The following is a 17,687-nucleotide window of genomic DNA, read 5'->3' on the forward strand; positions in this document are numbered from 1 at the left end:
TCATCGCAGGGGACGCCGAGGGCCCAGCAACGGGTAAGCCGGCAATATCGGGCCGATCATGGGGCCGTACTGGCTGCATTTAGGGTTGGTTGCGTATTTTGCAAGGCGTTTTGTAGCAGATGTTTACGCTCGATGCTTGATCTGTGGGTAGACCCTGTTGATACTGACACTGGTAGAAACCGCCAATTTTTTGCCGCCACGCGCGTCCGGTTTTCGAAAGCTCGGTGATTAGTGGACTGGCAGGGACCTACAAGACCAGAGCCATCGGGCCAAAGCGTCCCAAAAGCGGCTCCACCGTTGCCTAACGAGGCTTCGGCGCCGGCCGTAGCGGCGTCTTCGGACGTCGCGTCGGCTGGTCTGTCGCGTGGCTCCCCTTCGAATCCGGCCCCCCGTCAGGCCGGCGCCCCCTTCGAGTTGCTCGCCCAACGGCTGGCCATTGCGCGGTCCGGATCGGTGGCCGCGCTCGGCGAGATCTTCGAAAGCTGCCGCAACTATCTGCTCCTGGTGGCCAACCATAAGCTGGGCAACGACCTGCAAGCCAAGATCGGCGCCTCGGATGTCGTCCAGGAAACGTTCGTCCAGGCACAAAAGATCTTCCACCGCTTCGAGGGGAACGAGAACGAACAACTGCTCGCCTGGCTGACCCAGATCCTCGAGCACAAGCTGGCTCATGCGCGCCGGCAGTACACCGGCACCCAGAAGCGCAATGTGGGTCGCGAGGTATCGCTCGAAGGGGAAGTCGGCGCCGTGCCATCGAAGGCGGGCGAGCACATCCGCCGCCAAGCGACACCGAGCAGCATTGCCACCGGCAAAGAGGAGCAGCGGCGGTTGCAATCGGCACTAGAGCGGCTACCCGACGATATGCGTCGTGCCGTCGAGCTGCGCAGCCTGGAGCGTCGTTCGTTTGCCTATGTCGGCGAACAATTAGAGCGCTCCGCCGAGGCGGCGCGTAAACTATGGGTGCGGGCAATCTATCGGCTGCGGCAATTGCTGGACGACGATTCCAATTCGAACTCACCCGTTCATGGCTGATCTGCGCCCACCTCGCGATGTCGATCTCCCCGAGCCGCTGGCGGAACTATTCGTTGACTACGACGAAGCCCTAGCCGCGGGGCACGCCACTCCCGTCACCGAGGCGATGGACTCGGCCACGAGCAGCATGCTTCCCGAACCGTTGCGCGGCGCGGTCGAATGTCTCGATCTGCTCGATCGCGAGCGACGCCGTCGCCATCAAGACGGCTCGAACAACGGCGATATCGACACCGCCAGCCCGCGGACAGACGGTAGCATAACGGCGGACGATGCCGCCCCGCCCGCAGACGAGCAAGCCCCGGCCGCCAGTCGATTCGGTCGCTTCGAGATCGTGCGAGAGTTGGGGCACGGCGGTCAGGCCGTCGTCTTTCTGGCGCGCGATCCGGCGCTGAATCGGCTCGTGGCCCTGAAAGTGCCACGCCCCGACGTGTTGATGACCCCCTCGATGCGGCGGCGCTTCCTGCGCGAAGGAAAGGCCGCCGCGCAGCTCAGCCATCCCAACATCGTCACCGTGTTCGAGGCGGGCGAGTTGGGGCCGATCTGTTACCTGACGCAGGCCTATTCACCGGGCATCAACCTGGCGGATTGGTTGCGCGAGCATCCCTCGGCGCCGCCGATCATCGCGGCGCAAATCGTGGCCGAACTGGCCGATGGCATCGTGCATGCGCACGATCGTGGCGTCTGGCACCGCGATCTGAAGCCGAGCAATGTCTTGCTCGAACCTCGCCGCAAGCACGTCGAAAGTACGCCCGGTGTGCCCTCACCGGAACACGAACAACTCGAATTCGTGCCCAAGCTGACCGACTTTGGTCTGGCGAAGGTGCTCGAACCGGATGGCGATGAGACAGCCACCGGCGCCGTGATCGGCACGGCCTCGTACATGGCGCCCGAACAGGCGAACGGTGCGCCGAATGCCGTCGGTCCGGCCGTCGATATCTATGGCTTGGGAGCGGTGCTGTACGAGTTGCTGACGGGTCGCGCGGTGTTTCGCGGCAGCACGCACGGCGCCACGCTGCGCCTGGTACTCCAGAACGAGCCGGTCCCCCCGCGCGTCGTGCGCCCCGAGGTGCCGCGCGATCTCGAGGCGATTTGTCTGCGTTGCCTCGAAAAGATGCCAGCAAAGCGCTATCCTTCGCCGGCGATGCTGGCCGAAGATCTGCGGCGCTTCCTGCGCGGCGAACCGACCTGGGTGCGACCGATTCGTCCGCGCGAACGCGTCTGGAAATGGGCCCGCCGTCGCCCCACGGCGGCCGCGCTGGTTTGCGTCAGTGCGCTGGCCATCGTTTTGCTGGTAACCAGTACCACGTGGTATAGCGTGCGCATTTCGCGCGCCTTGGCCGCCACGAAGGCGAGCGAATCGCGCATGCGCGAGGTACTCTATTCCGCCGAGATCGCCCGCGCCCAACAGACGTGGAAGCGTCTCAACTCGGACGAGGCGGTCGAGATTCTCGCCGATCAGCTTCCCGAACCAGGTTATGCCGACCTCCGGGGATTCGGCTGGCGCTATCTGTGGGGGGTCACGCACGATCACGCCGGCGAGATGCTCGGCCACACGGGGGACGTCTACTGCGTGGCGGCCTCGCCCGACGGCAAGTATTGGGCTACCGCCGGCAAGGATCGCACGGCCCGCCTTTGGACGGCCGACGGGCGACCCCGGCACGTCTTGTGCGGCCATCTCGACGAAGTCGACTTCGTCTGCTTTGCCCCCGACTCGCGAACGCTCGCTTCCTCCGACGACACGGGCAGCGTTCGCCTGTGGCGGGTCGACAACGGCACGATGGTCCGGCAACTCGTCGGACACGAGAAACAGGTCAGCATGATGACCTTTGTCGCCGGCGGTACTGGGCTGGTCAGTGCCGGACACGACGGCACGATCCGTTCGTGGGATCTGGCCACCGGCGAGCTCATCTGGACACACGAGCTGGGCGATCTCCACATCCATTCGGTCGCGATTTCTCCGGATGGCAAGCGATTGGTCACCGCCAGCGAGGACGATTACGTCCGAGTGTGGGAGTACACTCCTTCGGGATTGAACTTGCAGTTGGAATTCAAGGCCGAGGTTGAAGCTCGCTGCGTCGATTTCGTCTCGGGGGGCAAAGAGTTGCTGTTGGGGCTCATCGACGGGCAACAGGTACTCTTCGATGCCGAGACCGGCCTGCCGATTCGGCGCTTGGGAACGCCGTTCACCGCTTCGGTGATGGCCCACGGCGTGGATCAGAGGCGCGGGTTGGTGGCCGTGGCCTCGGCGACCGGTTCGGCGCGACTCTGGGATGTGAAAAATCGCGCCTTGCTCCGCTCCTTTCAGGGCCAATCGGAACGCCTCTGGTCGGTGGCGCTGGCGCCCGATCGTCCTGTCCTGGCTGCCGCAAGTGCCGATGGGACCGTACGGCTGTGGCAATTCGACGAGCGGACCGGCGTGCCGCAGGCGCCCGGCCTGCAATGGAACGATACGGCGAAGACGTTGCCCCAGACCTTCGAACTGTCGCCCGATGGTTCTCTGACGGCCATCGGCGGGCGAAAAGGGGAACTCGCCCTCTATCAGACCAAGGATTGGCAATTCAAGGTCGAGTTGCCCCCGCATCAGGCGATGGTCGTCAACGCGTGCTTCAGCCACGACGGCCGATGGCTTGCCAGTATCGCGGTCGACGGCGGCGTGCGCGTGACCGAGCTGGCGACGGGCAAGCTCGTGCTCGATCGCCACTGGCCCGGCACGCCCCTGGTAGCCATGTTCGCGCGCGATCACCAATGGCTCGTCATCGGCGGCCTCGACGGCTGGCTCGAGGTGCTCGACACCGAGTACTGGGCACTGCAAAAGCGTCTCGTGACACCGGCGGCCGTTTTTCATCTGGCTTTGAGCAGGGATGGCAAGACGCTGGTCTCGCCGCGCGGATACATGCTCACCGGCTGGGATACCTCGACCTGGAAGCAGACGTTCCATCACGAGCAACCAGGGCACGTCTTCAACCATGCGACATTCACCCCGGATGGCCAGCTCCTGATCACGGGCGAGGCCCCGCGCACGATCGGGCTGCGCGATCCGCGGACCGGCGAGCTCCGCTCGGCGCTGACCGCCAACGACGACGTCGATTGCGTCGCGGTATCACCGGATAACTTGTCACTCGCTTGTATCGAATCCCGACGACGGACCGTCCGACTTTGGGATTTGCGCACCGGACACGAACTGGCCGTGTGCGACGCGCCTTCCGCCGCGCGCCTGGTGAAGGAGATTGCCTTCGCCCCGGATGGCACGGGGTTGTACGGCCTGGTGGGACGCAAGGCGATGCCGAATTACATCGTTCGTTGGCGGGCCGATCGTGTCGATGACGCGCTGCTGAAAGACGGCCAACGCAAACGCGTCCCTTGATGCACGTCCACCGCCGAGCCATCCGCCAGAAAGGCCGAGGCCGGCGGCTGCCGCAGCGCCTCGGCAAACGTGCTGCCATAAAGCGCCCGCGCGTCGCAATCGAACTCCCACTCGACGGCGGGTGCAATGCGCCACGCGGGGTGCCTGACTTCATACTCCATCGTGCCGCCGTCGCGCTGTACGGAATACCCCCAATAATGCTCGATGATGAACTCGTCGAGCGAGCCTGGCGCGGGATAGCCCCAGTTTTCCGGGTCGACTCCCACGCCCAGCCGGTCCCATCGACCTGCGCGGCGCCATTCGTAGATCATCTCGGTCGGCAGGCGATGACCTGCGGCCGCCGGTGCGAGTCGATGGCGCATCGCACGCGTTTCGTAGTTCTCGTTGTAGAACCAGCGTGCGACCTTGGCCACTGCCAGACGCGGCACAAGCTCTTTGACGAATACCACGCCCCGCCGACGCTGGCCTGACACCTCGCGCCAGACGTAGAAGCGGAGATTCACCTCCTCGAAGCGACGATGTCCCGGCACCGGCCAGCCGAACAATCGCGTGTCGAGAAACTGGAAGCCCACCATGCTGACAAAGCTGCGGCCCTCATAAGTATCGAGCTCGGTCCCGCGGGGGAGGAGATGGAGCAGCCGATCGGGGTCGATCTCGAAGTTCAACACGACCAGATGGCGCCACGCGGCGGTGAGAAAGATCGGCGTTTCCCCGGTCTCGAGTGCGTGCGGCGGGCTGCTGGCTGTGCATTCGATCGTGTCAGACATGGTCTCCCCCCGTCCCCTCGTTGGTCGCGAATCGGTGCCCGGTGCGTTCGATTTTGCCTCGGCGCGGCTCCATTCACCAAGCCTGTTTCAAGCCGCTCGGCTGCGATCGATGCTGGCAATACCAGCTAGCAGCCTGACGCGAGAGAGATCCGTTCTCTCGGCTGCCACCGCTAGCGGTTCTCTACTCTGCTAGCTGAACCGCACAAAACTCGTCTCGACAACAACTACCGAATGCGGGCATCATACGCGGCCTCATCCGGCGCCCCGCCCGCCGGGTGGTTGTTGAACTCGACGCGACCACCGCGCCGAGCGTGTGAAACGCAGGTCGCCTCGGTCGAGTCCCAGCCGAGTACCACACGATGATGCATCCCTGGAAACCGCTTTCCCTTGCCGTGCTGATCCTGACGTTCTGCGGATGTCAGGCCGGCGTACCGACGGCCTGCGACGTGCAGCCGGCCGATGCGCGGCTGGCTACGAACGAGGGAACTCACGACGAGATTCGCGAAGCCGTCCTGCGCCGCGTTCCGACCGGAACTTCGTATGACGATGCCAAGTCGGCGCTCGAGGCCGAAGGTTTCCGCTGCAGCTACCTGCGGCAACACAACGCGGTATTTCTCTACGCGCGGCCGACGGAAGAAGTCGTGTCCCTGACGAGCGAGCCCATCTCGCTGCTGCTGCCGCTGGTTCACCAGCGCGTGAGCGATGTGCAGGTGCTCGACCGCCCGCTCGACGGCACCGTGCCGGTGAATCCCATGAAGCCGCCCAAGGAAGCGGTCTCGTTGGGCAACTGAGATCCCGGCGCATCTTCGGCTTGACTGCCGTCAATCGGTCCCAGGTCTGGCCGGCGACACGACAGCCTCGGGGAAGTTCAGGTCGTCGTCACTCGCGCGGCGATTCTTCCCTTCGTGGCGGGCCGGAAGTGTCCCAGGGGGGCGGCGCGGCCATCGTCTTACGACTCCTGCTCCGGTAGGGGATGGCCTGCCAGATGTGTCTGGAGCGGTGTAACACGGCGTAGCTTGCCTGCGCTACGCTGACCTGGGGGAGTGTGCTGGCCGCACGAGAATAAATGGTCGGCAGCCGCCCCCGGGAGCGAATACAATGATAGCACCGATTGCCTCCAAACCGTTTCCGCAGATTCGCCACCACGAACGCCGCCGCGCGTCGCGGCCCTGGCCCAAGCGGAACCTGGCCTCACGCGAGCAGCCGATGCGTAGCACCCCGGTCTCACGTCCGCATTCCGTCACGTTGGCCGCGATCGAAGATGAGATCGCCAATGGAGTGACGCATGGTATTGGCTTGGGGCTCAGCATCGCCGGGCTCGTCGGGCTCGTCGTCCTCACCACCTGGCAGGGCACCCTCTGGCACATCATCGGCTGCTCCGTCTATGGCGCGTCGCTCGTCGTGTTGTATGCCGCCTCGACGCTCTACCATGCCGTCCAACATCCACGGGCCAAGCAGATCCTGCGGCTGGTCGATCACATCGCGATCTATCTGTTGATCGCCGGCACCTACACCCCCTTCACGCTGGTCAACCTGCGTGGTCCCTGGGGTTGGACCCTGTTTGGCATCGTGTGGGGACTGGCCATATTCGGGGCCGTCTTCAAGCTCCTGTATGGACACGGCTTCCCCTGGGTCTCCTTGGGCCTGTACCTGGCGATGGGCTGGGTCTGCGTGATCGCGGCGCGTCCCATGCTCGAGTCCGTCCCCACCGGTTGTCTGTTGTGGCTCTTGGCCGGCGGACTCACTTACACCGCCGGCACGATCTTCTACGCCTGGGATTCGATTCGATACTTCCACGCCGTGTGGCACATCTTCGTGCTCGCCGGCAGCGCGCTGCATTACTGCGCGGTAATCAACTACGTGGTTCCCTTCGGCAGCTAGCATCACACTGATAGCGACAGTCTCTGCCCGATCCGGGCGATCGCTACGACCCGCAAATCTTGACTGATTGGCACAAGCCCTCTGACCGTGCGCGCCGATGATGCGAACGAAGGGGGAAGTTGCCCTGCGCTGGAAATTGCGCAGCGCACGCGATCGGCTCGACCGAAGTGCCCATGCTCGTGCCGCCCACGGTGGCTCGCGCGTGAACGCTTGTCCTGTTGGGACAGGCGTTCGCGCTGGTGGCAAAGCTTTCCTCTTCGCGTGGCGGCCGCCCTCGTCTGGTGGATGGCGCCGCTTGGCAACGTCGATTCCCGCATCGTCGCGGTCTGATCGAACGTTGTACGTCGCACTCGAGGGGGGGAGGTCGATGAACGCTTTGAGATGGATCGCGCTGGGGTTCGCCGGTTGGTTCTTGGCCACGACCGTCGAGCAGGCGCAGGCGGCCGCGCCGGCTCGAACGCTGCGCTTTGTCAACGTTCGTCAGGCCGATCCGCCTACCGATACGCCCGCGCCGCCGGCGACGGCTGAACCCCCGATCGGCGTGCCCGAAAGCACCGCGCCGACACCAACCGTGCCGGCCGCCCCGGCCACCGATGACGAGCCTCCGCTGCCGACCCTTCCGCCTCCGGAGGGTGTCCCCGATGAAGACGCGCCCTCGATCGACGAAATCCTGGACCCGAGTCCGCGCGGCAACGCGCCGATACCCGGTCTCGACGACGAGCGAGAGAGCGCACCCGCGCCTGCCACGCAGCCCCGCCAACGATCGGCGCCCGCTTCGCCACAGACAAGTCCCTACCGTGGCGACGAGTCGCAGTCGGCCTTCGTCGACGACTACGGTTACGATCGCCCCTGGTACACGGACGAGGCGGGCTGTTGCCGTCGCAACGGGCATTGGCTCATTCCGCCCGCCCTCTACTCGCCGCGCGGCCTGCTCGGCGAAGAACTTGCCTCCGCCCTCTGCTTCGACGCGTGGCTCGAGCAGGGCTTCACCTGGAACCCCGACAGCCCCCCCGATCGCTTCAATGCGGGGGTCGGCTTCAACGATCGGGCGAACGAGTACCAGATGAACCAGCTTTATCTGACGATGGCCAAGCCGGTCTGCACCGAATCGTGCCAATGGGATATCGGCGGCCAGGTCGACCTGCTCTACGGTACCGACTATTACTTCACCACCGCGCTGGGGCTCGAGACGCACAACAACGGCACGCAACGCTGGAATCGCGACTACGGTCCGCGCGCCAACGGCGCCGCGCCTCTATACGGCCTGGCCATGCCGCAGGCATTCGTCGACGTCTATGCGCCGTGGGGCTACGGCGCGCGTTTCCGCTTGGGCCATTTCTACACGATCATCGGCTACGAAACCGTGCCCGCGGTGAACAACTTCTTCTACTCGCATTCGTACAGCAAGCTCTACGGCGAGCCTTTCACGCACACCGGTTTTCTGAGCAGTTACAACATTCTGCCCAGTACGGCGATTCTTGCCGGCGTCGTTCGCGGTTGGGATACCTGGGAAGACATCAACAACGATCAAGGCTTCCTCGGCGGCATTACCTGGAACAGCCCCGAACGCTTCGCGTCGTTTGCTTACTCCGTGTATGCCGGCCAGGAGCAGAACGAACTGCTGGGCGAGCCGAACAGCACCATGGTGATGTTCAGCGCCATTCTCACGCTACGGCCCAGCGAGTGTTTCACCTACGTGCTGCAATACGACCGTGGGTTCCAGGAAAACGCCGCGGGACCGCAGTTTCAGAACGACGCCGATTGGTACAGCATCGTGCAGTACTTCCTGCGCGACATCAATCCATGCTGGGCCTGGGGATGCCGCTTCGAGTGGTTCCGCGACGAAGAGGGAACCCGCCTTGATACCAATGGCAACCGCGGCGATTTCTTCGAATGCACCTTGGGGCTGAACTGGAAGCCGAACGCGAATCTGCTGGTGCGGCCCGAGCTGCGCATCGACTGGTCGCAAACCAAGGGTCCGCTCCCCTACGATGGCCAGAGCGATTCGAACCAACTCTTGATCGCCACCGACGTGATCTATCGCTTCTGATCGCCGCGCGGGGGAGTGAGGCACGCACAGCAAAGGAAGAGATCTCGTGGCTCTGCAGTTGACGATGGTGGCGCTCGGCGGCGCGTTCGGCTCGGTCTGCCGCTACCTGATGCATGCCGGCGTGCAGAAATGGATCGGCACGCGCTTCCCTTGGGGCACGCTCAGCGTCAACGTCCTGGGGTGCCTGCTGGTCGGCTTTCTCGCCGTGAGCCTGGGCCGTCATCTGCCGGTCCGTGACGAGATTCGCCTGGGCATCCTGGTCGGCGTTCTCGGCGGGTTCACGACCTTCTCCACCTTCGGCTTCGACACGTATCAACTGGTCGCCACGGGAGACGCGCGCCTGGCTGTCGCGAATGTGCTCGCCAGTTGCGCGATCGGCTTGACCGCAGTCTGGATCGGCGTTCGTCTGGCCGAACGGTGCTTTGCCGGCGGTTAACGCCGGGCGCGGCGCTAAAAGACCCCCTGCTCGGGGTTGTAGCCCAGCTCGTCGCCGCGACGCAGATCGAACTCGGCCTGTTCCTTGTTCCCCAGCGCCTGGTGAACTTCGCCGCGATGATGATAGATCACCGCCAGGTTGCGATTCAGCAGGTTGGTGAGGCGGTTGATCTGCGAGTCCGAAAGTCGTTGTGCCTGCATGTGCGCCACGGCTTTATCCCGATCTTTCAGTCCTTGCTCGACCGCGCGATCGAGATCGGCCAGCGCCTCCTCGTGGCGCTGCAACAGGTGGTAGAGATAGCCGCGCGTGTCGAGATACGAGTAGAGGTGGGGCGAGGTGGCCGATTGGTCGATCGCCTGTTGGACTTCACTCAGCCCTAATTCGAGATCGGTCCCGGCGAGCGCCCGGGCATACGCCAGGCCATTCAGCGGTTCGGGTTCTCCGGTCGGTTGCAGATCGCGCGCCTGCGTGAGATCGGCGATCGCTTCGGGGTAGCGCTTCTGCCGCAGGTAGGTCTGTGCGCGTTCGGTATAGCCGTCGGCGAACTCCGGCGCCAGCTCGATCAATCGATTCGCGTCTTGCAGGCTGCCTGCCAGATCGTGGTGCTCGCGACGGAACTGTGCCCGCGCATAGACCAGCATCGAGTCGTCCGGAAACCATTCCAGTCCGTCGGTCAGGCTGTCGATCGCGGCAGGCAGATCGCCCTGGGCGTAGTGCCCATAGGCACGGGCCAGCCAGTAATTCGCCAGCCCTTTCGTGCCGTTCGCCGCCAGACCGAGGAGGGCCACCGCCACGATGCCGGCCAACACCAGACTGCCGCGCCAGATCCAGCGCCAGGCGGGATGCGAACGTAGCGATCGAGTCGCGGGCTCATACACGTCGACCACGCCAGGCGTCACCGGCGGCGGAAGCTCGAGATCGGTGCTCGTATCGCGTGGTTCTTCGGACACGGTCGCTTCCTGTTGTTACTTGCCGGCGAGCACTTGCTCGACGTCCCATACACAGACCGTACCATCGAAACTCGCGGCGGCCAAGCGACGGCCATCGGGCGAGAACGCGAGGCACGGAATCGCCGCCTTCAATTGGTCGATGCTCACGAGCAACTTGCCGGTGGCCACGTCCCACAGGCGGATCTCCCCCCCGCGAAACGTAAACTGGTCGAACGTATATCCCCCCGCCGAGGCAAGCAGCCGTCCATCGGGCGAGAAACGCACCCAGTTCAACTGGTCGCTATGCCCCGGCAGCTTGTGACGTTCGCCCCCTTCGATCCCTTCGGTCAGCGAGATCTGCCGCCCCGAGGCAGGTCGGGCCGCCAGCGCGCCGTCGCTCGTTTGCGGAATCAACCAACCGAGCGCCTCTTGGGGGTCGCGCACGTGGACCGGCGCCGCCGATTCGAGATCGAACAGCGTCAGGTCCTTCGCTTTGGGCGCGTGAGCGACCAGTTGCTGGCCGTCGGGCGAAAAGGCGATGATCGTCGGTTGCCGGCGATTGCGCAGCGTGCTTTGCAGCGTGCGATCCGCCACGTTCCAAAGCTTCACCGTGCGGTCCGAGTCGATCGAGGCCAGCAATCCGCCATCGGGAGAAAAAGCCAGCCCCAGGACGGGACCTTGGTGATCGAGTTCCCCCACGGGTTCGCCTGTCGCGGCGTTCCAGAGCCGCACTTTTTGATCGCCGCCGCCACTGGCAAGGAGCATGCCGTCCGGCGAATAGGCCACTGCGTGGACTTTATCGTGATGGCCGTGCAACACGAGCAGCGGAGCCTGCGCATCTCGCCAGAACAGGGCCGCCAGCGCCGCCCCCACGATCGCCACGAAGCTGGCGCCGAGCAGCATGATCCAGCGGCGGCGCGTCATCGCGCCGCGCCGCAAGTCCGGCTCGGACGCGGCCTCCGGGGGGGCAAGCGTACTCGGCTGATCGGTCACAACGGAGTTTCCAGCGTTATCATGGGGACCAGCAAGACACGACATCCACCGGCCTACCATGCTCTATTGTAGCCCCGCCAGGCCGCTCTTGTTATCCGGGCTTGCCGCGGGGAAATCGTGGGACGCGAGCGGGGACCACCGGCTCGCGGCAGACGTGCCGCCCGTCACGGCGCCCGGCTGAAGAATTGTTCGTCGATGCGGCGTTTGCCGAGCGTCGAGTAGTAGTCGACCAGCTTCAGCCGCAGGTCGCGCGGGGTGATCTTGCCCGAGCGCCAGGCCTGGTAGAGATCGCCATGCCGCCGGCGCATTTCCTGCACCCGGGCGACCTCTTCGCTCGAGGCGCCGCGCGCCACCAGATCGGCCGTGTTGCCGGCGCGAATGGCCTCGCGCGCCGCCACGAACTCGCCACTCGTGCCGAAGGCGATCTCATCGAGATTCTCGACCACGGCTGCCGCTCGCGCTGCCGCGACCAGATCCATGTCGGGGCTGACGTCATTCGCCGCGGCCAGCGCCCGACCCAAGAGGGGCGTGACCTCGGCCGCCTGCGCGAGCTTCACGCGCAGCGACTGGTACATCGACGCCGAAGGACGCAACGTCTTGTCGACCAGCGACGTGGCAAAATGGTCGAAGACCGCTTCTTCGATCTCGCGCGTCGGCTCGTACATCGGCTCGCAACGTGCGACCAGCGAGAAATGGGGCGAGAAGAGAGCTCCCGTCGGCGAGACGAAATCCTCCCCGATCGATAGTCCCAGCTTGGCCAGGTTGGGCTGCGTATTGCCTGCCGCGGCATACTCGGGCAGCGGGAAGAATTCGTCGCGGGCGCCCGGCGTCTCCTGCGCACACAGGAGCAACAGACCGGCGCAGTAGGTGTGGATCTTGCGCCCCTCGAGGTCCTGTCCCTTCAACTCTTCGACGCGCGACGTGCGAAAGTTCAGATCGAACTGCGTCTCGTTGCCGATCACCGCACGCGCCACGTCGGCCATCTTCTTGCCGTACAGGGGATCGGCATGACGCAGCACGACATAGTGCAGCGTGCGTTCAACGAAGAGATCGATGTTCGTCGCAGGCATCACCGTGCCGCGCTCGGGCATGTCGACCAGCACGATGCGGCGCCGCCCATCCGGCCCCGTTTCGTCGGTGACGACCCCCACGTGCGTGAAGAGCCCCGGCGAAAGGTCGGTAAAGCTGTTGTAAGGCGACGGATTGCGCATCAGCAGCCAATCGCCCGGCCGCAGATCGAACCGCCCCAGCCGATAGACGTCCTCGGTTACGCCTTCGCGCATCCGGCGCTCGCTCCACGCGACGAGCTCGCCATGGCGCCGCGCGTCATCGCCCGCGAGCTTTGACGCATCCACGGCGGTGAGCAACTCGTGCAGATCTTCGGCCGTGATCGCGGGCTGCGGCAGGTTCGCATCCTGATCGGGGCGAGGATCCTGCGGCAGGCCGATCTCGCGAATCGTCTCGGCGGCCTGCAAGGTAAGAGAGGCCGAGGGGCCCGTGTGCAGGAACTCGGCCAGGTCGAGCAGCGTTTCCCGATTTCCGGCAGCCGCCAGCAAACGCAGAACGGCCCCCTTGGTGGCATCGCTGGTTCGGGCGACGACCGCCGCGCGGCCCGGAGCGGGCTCGGGGTCGAACAGCAAGGGCGTCAACAACACGGCGCCGATCTGGCTGCCGTGCTCGGTGAGCAACTGGATGAATGCCTCGCGCGAGCGGGGATCGGCCTCGATGCTGGACGATGCCCGTTCGAGTGCATCGCGCAGCAGGTAGCGAAGTCGCCCCGAGAGCTCGATGAGACGCGAGGTCGCGCTCAGATAGCGACGTACGGCATCGCGATTCTCTTCGCCCAGGCCGAAACCGGCGAATTCAGTCCGCCGTGCGAGGGTCTGTTCGAGCAGGGCGTCGACGCGATCCTTCGCGACGAGCAGCGAGCGGCAGCCAGCCAACGCCTGGGCGGGCACCTGGCGATCGAGCGTCGCCGCTCGGGTATTGGCGCTGGCGTCGATCTCCGCGACGAGCCGCTTCCAAACCGCCGTATCGGCGGTCGCGAACGCTGAGGGATCGGCCGGCAACGATCGTTCCAACGCGTCGAGCGAGGCCTCGAGCGCGGGGGCGCGCGAGGCTTGTGCCAGAGCCACCTGCGCAGCGGATGCAAGCGGCAACGTCAGGCCCACCATGGCCAAACTGAAGGTGGCAACCAAACGTCGGAAGTTCACGATCGTCGGCCGGAGGGTTATGGGCTGGAAACTGGCGGGAGGCCCGGGCAGCGGCCTACACACGTATAGCCCATCGTGTGGCGCGATGCCAGAATCGGCCGGAGTTTTCTGCCGATTGTGTGGATCATTCCGCGCGTTGGCACGCGGTGCGGTCACCTGCGACGCGAGCTGCGAGACGAATCGTGGGGTGGGGGGAGAGACGCCCCCTAGAGCCAGCGCGAGATGGCAAACAACAACACGAACGCCGCGCCCAACAGCCCCAGGATCGTCAGTCCGGCACGCAGCGCGCGCCGCAAAATCTGCCCCATGTCTTCGTGCCGCGTGGCCGACCAGACCAGGCTCACCGCCACCACCAGCGGCAGCAGGTACCAGAGTTGATTCTCGCCGGCGGCGAGCAGAACCACATGCGACATGGGGTTGACCGTGCGTGCGTGGAAAAAGGATCGAATTTGTGGGACGAGATGCCGGCGCTTACTCGCTGCCAGGAGGATCGCCGTCGGGCGGACTCGCTCCGTCACCTTCCGCGTCCTTCTCCTCGACCATCGCGGGGCCGGCGTAGGCGTCGTAGATGGCGAAGATGTTGAGCAGGCCGGCGATCATCGTGTAGACGGTGCCCAACTCGAAATACTTGTTCAGCCGCCGGTGCCAGTGGTCGAGCTCATGCGAGTTGCGCGGCGGCGCCATGAAACCGCCCCACAGCGGTTCGGCCCGGCGCGCCTGCACCAGTGCGGGCAAGGCCGGTAACCCCACCGCCACCTGGCACAGATAGGGCAGACGGCGATCCTCGGGACGCCAGGAGGCGTACACCACGTGACCTTCTCCCAGGAACAACCCATAGAAGAACGTCGAAAGGATCGTCACCATGAACAGCACCCCTTTCGCAAAGCGGCGCTGATAGAGGTGACCCAGCCCAGGCAGCAGCCAGGCGAGAAACGCGGCAAACGCCGGATCGCGCAGGCGAATCGGTTCGTGCCCCGCCACAAGGATGACACGCTCGGCAGTGGTCGATTTGCTCACGAAGGCCATCTCACCAGCGGGGGGCGGGAAGCACGAAGACAGTCGCACGATTCTAGAGCAAATGACCCCTGGCCGGAAGCACAGCTAGCCGAGGAGGTGCATCGTGCGATCAAAGATAGGTTCGGTGGCCGGCGAACGATCTTGCACCGAAAACAGAGAGGAATCCTGCTTCTGAATCAGGAGCCCCGCGTCATTCGAATGTCGCGCCACCGCCGGACATGAAAACGTGACGTGCGGTCTCTCATGATGTCAACTCTACGGGCACGTCTTCACGTCGCGGCGGGTGGCACGCGCCATTCGGCGGGACAAGGTCCAGGGGGCCAGTGCATGACACCCCTGTCGGAGCCACATTCTTCCCTCGTCCCACGGGTTGCCTCTTCCCGTGCCTGGCCACTTCTCGTTCCCGGCGCGGGTGGTTTCCCCCCCTCGCCGCGTCTCTACCAGAGCAGGAGCGATCGGGTTCCGCCGTACGACCCCTATTCTCCGTCATCGCCGATCACATCCACCGGCGATGTTGCTTCTTCTACTACCGACCCCGCGTCGAACAGCTCTCGTCGTTTCAGTCGTTTCAGTCGTTTCTCGTCGTTTCAGTCGTTGATCGGGATTTGTCTCAACCGGACCTGCGGCAGCTTCGGCCGCACCGTGAACATCAGCACCAGACTTACCGACAACAGCACCCCCAAGGCCATCAGGCATTCGAGTTCCAACATGGCGGCGACCTTCTGCGAATCGGAGTTCCCGGCGGCCTCTCGCCGGCTGGGCTGCTCCGGCCGAGTTTCCGCTTCTTGTTCGTATGAAATTGCAAGCGGCGTGCCAGTGGCATCACTATCTTGCGGTGCCGCCAGGCCGCGATGATCGTAAGTGTTTTTGTGGCCGTTGGTTGAGAAAGTTTCTATGCGACCGACCGCGGCCGTCGTCATAGCAGGGGCCGGCGCGAACTGTCGTCGAACGCACGGCGCCCGGCTCGAAATGAGACGACACCTCCAACTCTGAGACTCACTCGACGGCCGAAGGCGAGCATTCCGCGGGGCAGCACGTCTCGTTTCGCGACGGTGCATCCCGGCACGCCGTGGACAGTCGCCGAGCCGCTGGTCATGCTGGCATTCGAGGGGCGTCGTGTCCCCGTCTGGCGGCTTGAAAGAGGAACAGCAGCATGTCGAGAACCTCGTTTAGCGTCCCTTGGCTCGTGCTTGGGGTGGCCCCCTTGGTCGTCGGCTGTGGTACCGGCGTGGGGCCCACGAGCTTCACGGCGCAGGAGATTGCCGATGCGCGAGCGCGGGTGAATCTCGAACTGCCGAAACGGCCCATCGCCCAATTGGTGCAGCGTCCGCTGCTCCCGGAGATCACGATTTCGGAAACCGCCGCCGACTCGCTCTCGCGCATCGGCAGCCAGGCCCTGCCGGTGTTGATCGCTGCCCTGCACGATTCCGATCCCGTGGTGCGCACCAACGCCGCCAAGGGGATCGCCCGGTTGGGAGAGACCGCTCAACAGGCCGTACCGGCGCTGACCGCGGCCCTGGCCGACGACGTCTACACGGTGCGACTGACCGCGGCGCGAGCCCTGGGGCAAATCGGTCCCGGCGCCGCCCCGGCGATTCCAGAACTCTCGGCGGCGCTGCGCGACACCGAGTCGCGATCGCGCGCCATGCCCCCCGCCCCCGGGGCGCCGGTTCTGACCGCACCGTAGAAACACTCGCTCGACCGAAGGGCGCGCCCGATACGAACATCGCCCTGGCTCTCGTTCCCCGCGGCGCCTGCCTCGAAATGGTTCGCTCCATGAAGCTCCGCAGGCGTCTTCTCTGGGCCTCGATCGCCACGTTGCTGGGCCTGGCAATTGTAGAAGGCCTGTTGCATCTGTACTGGCAATGGGCGGGCGACGACGCGACACGCCCGGAATCGCCGCGGGCCGTCGAGTTCATGGAAGACTTCCACGCGCGGCACGATGCCGACCTGGGTTGGGCACACATCCCAGGCAAGCAGATTGCCGACTTCTACGGTCCCGGCCGGCACATCACAATCAACGATCAAGGCCTTCGTGCCCGAGAATCCTATGCGCCGGCGCCGGTGGATGGGCGCTTTCGCATCCTCTGCCTGGGCGATTCGTTCACGCTGGGATACGGTGTCGACGATCGAGCCACCTACCCGGCACAACTTGAAGCCGTCAATCCCGGGCTACAGGCGGTGAATATGGGGCAGGGGGGTTACTCGATCGGGCAGTGCTACCTCTGGTACCAGCGCGATGCAGACGCCTTGCACGCCAAGGCCGTCGTCGTGGCCTTGATCCTCGACGATATCTGGCGCATGACCGGCGGACGGATGGCCAACGGGGCCGCCATGCCTCGCTTCGACCTTGTCGGCGGTCGACTGCACGTGACGGGGCGCCCTGTGCCCAAGAAAATCGCGGCCGGCGAGCCACTCGACGCGCGTGACGGCGTCGTGCGGTTTCTCTCGGACTACAGTGCCATCTACCGCACGGCAGAGTCACTCGCCGCCCCCTGGAAGAGTCCGCCCCTGGAAATCGACCCTTCGCGGCAACTGAATGTTGCCTGGGCGATTCTGGCCGAGTTGCACCGCGAGACGGCGCTCGACGGGCTGCCCCTGGTGATCGTGCTGCTGCCCGAACTTGCAGAATTGAAGGATTCTGCCCGCCGAGATCTCTACCGGCAGATCAGCCGAGCGCTGAACCAATCGGCACGGCAGGCGGGCATTCCCTTTCTCGATCTGGCGGGCAGTTTTCTGGCCGCCGGCAACGTCGACGATCTCTACCTCGACGAACAATGGCATCATTTCAGCGAGTTGGGCAACCGCCGCGTCGCCGAGCGTCTCGACGAATTCCTCGGCGAGACCTTGCCCGGCTATCCCTCGCGCCCCGAGGGGGTTCATTTGCCGGCCACGATGCCCTAAAATTCCGGCACTGCGACACATTCAGCGTTGGGCATTATTCCGCTCCGCGCAGCCAAGGAGTCTCGGGCGCCCAACGGAAGCCCGGAATGCGTGAGGGCACC

Annotated in this window: 15 protein-coding genes; 8 read left to right on the top strand and 7 right to left on the bottom strand. The window is 64.8% G+C overall.

Annotation, left to right across the window (positions count from 1 at the left end; translation table 11 throughout):
* Positions 1-297: 297 nt before the first annotated feature.
* Together KF708_02755 and KF708_02760 are read left to right on the top strand one after the other, a co-directional pair.
* Positions 298-1,032: a sigma-70 family RNA polymerase sigma factor gene (locus KF708_02755; GenBank protein ID MBX3411613.1), complete on the top strand. Its 735-nt coding sequence runs from the start codon at positions 298-300 to the stop codon at positions 1,030-1,032.
* The gene (locus KF708_02760; GenBank protein ID MBX3411614.1) at positions 1,025-4,396 is read left to right on the top strand and encodes a protein kinase; all 3,372 of its coding nucleotides are present in this window, start codon (positions 1,025-1,027) and stop codon (positions 4,394-4,396) included. Before KF708_02755 ends, KF708_02760 begins: the two co-directional genes overlap by 8 nt.
* On the opposite strand, the gene KF708_02765 is transcribed toward KF708_02760, so the two are convergent.
* Positions 4,321-5,163: a DUF2071 domain-containing protein gene (locus KF708_02765; GenBank protein MBX3411615.1), complete on the bottom strand. Its 843-nt coding sequence runs from the start codon at positions 5,161-5,163 to the stop codon at positions 4,321-4,323. The genes KF708_02760 and KF708_02765 overlap by 76 nt on opposite strands.
* Positions 5,164-5,522: 359 nt before the next feature.
* Here KF708_02765 and KF708_02770 point away from each other — a divergent pair, with 359 nt between their 5' ends.
* The 4 genes from KF708_02770 (at position 5,523) to crcB (ending at position 9,530) form a co-directional block, all read left to right on the top strand.
* On the top strand, positions 5,523-5,954 hold the full coding sequence (locus KF708_02770) for a hypothetical protein (GenBank protein MBX3411616.1): 432 nt from the start codon (positions 5,523-5,525) through the stop codon (positions 5,952-5,954).
* Between the two features lie 415 nt (positions 5,955-6,369).
* Positions 6,370-7,044 (top strand): hemolysin III family protein, encoded by a 675-nt coding sequence (locus tag KF708_02775; GenBank protein MBX3411617.1) that lies wholly within the window; start codon positions 6,370-6,372, stop codon positions 7,042-7,044.
* A 367-nt stretch (positions 7,045-7,411) separates the two neighbouring features.
* The gene (locus tag KF708_02780; GenBank protein ID MBX3411618.1) at positions 7,412-9,094 is read left to right on the top strand and encodes a porin; all 1,683 of its coding nucleotides are present in this window, start codon (positions 7,412-7,414) and stop codon (positions 9,092-9,094) included.
* Between the two features lie 46 nt (positions 9,095-9,140).
* Positions 9,141-9,530, top strand: coding sequence for a fluoride efflux transporter CrcB (crcB, locus tag KF708_02785; protein MBX3411619.1), 390 nt, complete (start codon positions 9,141-9,143; stop codon positions 9,528-9,530).
* 14 nt (positions 9,531-9,544) lie between these two features.
* Here the strand turns inward: crcB and KF708_02790 are convergent, their stop codons facing one another.
* The 6 genes from KF708_02790 to KF708_02815 form a co-directional block, all read right to left on the bottom strand.
* On the bottom strand, positions 9,545-10,480 hold the full coding sequence (locus KF708_02790; protein MBX3411620.1) for a hypothetical protein: 936 nt from the start codon (positions 10,478-10,480) through the stop codon (positions 9,545-9,547).
* A 15-nt stretch (positions 10,481-10,495) separates the two neighbouring features.
* On the bottom strand, positions 10,496-11,452 hold the full coding sequence (locus KF708_02795; protein ID MBX3411621.1) for a hypothetical protein: 957 nt from the start codon (positions 11,450-11,452) through the stop codon (positions 10,496-10,498).
* Positions 11,453-11,616: 164 nt separating this feature from the next.
* Positions 11,617-13,665 carry a hypothetical protein gene (locus KF708_02800; GenBank protein ID MBX3411622.1) on the bottom strand — a complete coding sequence of 683 codons (2,049 nt, stop codon included), beginning with the start codon at positions 13,663-13,665 and terminating at the stop codon, positions 11,617-11,619.
* Positions 13,666-13,871: 206 nt separating this feature from the next.
* On the bottom strand, positions 13,872-14,078 hold the full coding sequence (locus KF708_02805) for a hypothetical protein (GenBank protein MBX3411623.1): 207 nt from the start codon (positions 14,076-14,078) through the stop codon (positions 13,872-13,874).
* A 58-nt stretch (positions 14,079-14,136) separates the two neighbouring features.
* Entirely contained in the window at positions 14,137-14,682 is a 546-nt protein-coding gene (locus KF708_02810) for a hypothetical protein (protein MBX3411624.1), read from the bottom strand.
* 587 nt (positions 14,683-15,269) lie between these two features.
* Positions 15,270-15,602, bottom strand: coding sequence for a hypothetical protein (locus KF708_02815; protein MBX3411625.1), 333 nt, complete (start codon positions 15,600-15,602; stop codon positions 15,270-15,272).
* A 233-nt stretch (positions 15,603-15,835) separates the two neighbouring features.
* Between KF708_02815 and KF708_02820 the strand changes: the two genes are divergently transcribed.
* Both KF708_02820 and KF708_02825 read left to right on the top strand, forming a co-directional pair.
* The gene (locus tag KF708_02820) at positions 15,836-16,369 is read left to right on the top strand and encodes a HEAT repeat domain-containing protein (protein MBX3411626.1); all 534 of its coding nucleotides are present in this window, start codon (positions 15,836-15,838) and stop codon (positions 16,367-16,369) included.
* An 89-nt stretch (positions 16,370-16,458) separates the two neighbouring features.
* Positions 16,459-17,586: a hypothetical protein gene (locus KF708_02825; GenBank protein ID MBX3411627.1), complete on the top strand. Its 1,128-nt coding sequence runs from the start codon at positions 16,459-16,461 to the stop codon at positions 17,584-17,586.
* Positions 17,587-17,687: the final 101 nt, after the last annotated feature.

This window comes from Pirellulales bacterium, assembly GCA_019636335.1.
GTDB lineage: Bacteria > Planctomycetota > Planctomycetia > Pirellulales > JAEUIK01 > JAHBXR01.

Bases quoted from the DNA above. Each gene is read 5' to 3' on its own strand.
- KF708_02820 (MBX3411626.1), top strand. From the start codon at position 15,836: ATGTCGAGAACCTCGTTTAGCGTCCCTTGGCTCGTGCTTGGGGTGGCC.
- KF708_02765 (MBX3411615.1), bottom strand. From the start codon at position 5,163: ATGTCTGACACGATCGAATGCACAGCCAGCAGCCCGCCGCACGCACTC.
- KF708_02815 (MBX3411625.1), bottom strand. From the start codon at position 15,602: ATGACGACGGCCGCGGTCGGTCGCATAGAAACTTTCTCAACCAACGGC.
- KF708_02805 (MBX3411623.1), bottom strand. From the start codon at position 14,078: ATGTCGCATGTGGTTCTGCTCGCCGCCGGCGAGAATCAACTCTGGTAC.
- KF708_02775 (MBX3411617.1), top strand. From the start codon at position 6,370: ATGCGTAGCACCCCGGTCTCACGTCCGCATTCCGTCACGTTGGCCGCG.
- KF708_02780 (MBX3411618.1), top strand. From the start codon at position 7,412: ATGAACGCTTTGAGATGGATCGCGCTGGGGTTCGCCGGTTGGTTCTTG.
- KF708_02770 (MBX3411616.1), top strand. From the start codon at position 5,523: ATGATGCATCCCTGGAAACCGCTTTCCCTTGCCGTGCTGATCCTGACG.
- KF708_02825 (MBX3411627.1), top strand. From the start codon at position 16,459: ATGAAGCTCCGCAGGCGTCTTCTCTGGGCCTCGATCGCCACGTTGCTG.
- KF708_02760 (MBX3411614.1), top strand. From the start codon at position 1,025: ATGGCTGATCTGCGCCCACCTCGCGATGTCGATCTCCCCGAGCCGCTG.